A 574-nucleotide genomic window follows, 5' to 3' on the forward strand; every position below is an offset into this window, starting at 1 on the left:
CGCCGGTGCGGGTGGCGCCGACGCCGGCGGCGACGACGAAGGCGACGCCGGCCGCGGGCGCGAGGCCGGGCGTCTGGCCGAGGATCACCAGACCGGCGACGAGCGCGATGGCGGGTTCCAGGCTCATCAGCGTGCCGAAGGCGGACGTGGTCAGGCGACGCAGGGCGAGAAATTCGAGGATGAACGGCAGTACGGCGCTCAGCACGGCCAGTCCCAGCATCGCCGAGAGCAGCTGCCACGTGACGCGTTCCAGGTCGGAGGGTGCCGCGACAAGCAGGGCGATGACGCCGGCGACGGGCATCGAGACGGCCAGGCCGCTCAGCCCGGTCACCGAGTCGCCCACGTGTTGGGTCAGCAGGATGTAGGCCGCCCAGCACGCCGCGGCGGCCAGGGCGAAGCCCGCGCCGGCTCCGTCGATCCCTCCGTGCCAGGGTTCGGTCAGCGCCACGACGCCGAGCGCGGCCATGGCCGTCCAGCGCTTGCGCCCGCGCCCCGGGCCGTAGAGGGACACGGCCAGCGGGCCGAGAAATTCCAGCGCGCTCGCGGTGCCGAGCGGCAGCCGGCTCACGGCGAG

1 protein-coding gene is annotated in these 574 nt (G+C 74.4%); it reads right to left on the reverse strand.

Annotated elements, in window-relative coordinates; all coding sequences use genetic code 11:
* Nucleotides 1–574, reverse strand: a 574-nt coding sequence (locus GT354_RS19500) for an EamA family transporter (protein WP_161357579.1), incomplete at both ends; no start/stop codon positions are given.

Source organism: Streptomyces sp. SID3343 (assembly GCF_009865215.1).
GTDB lineage: Bacteria > Actinomycetota > Actinomycetes > Streptomycetales > Streptomycetaceae > Embleya.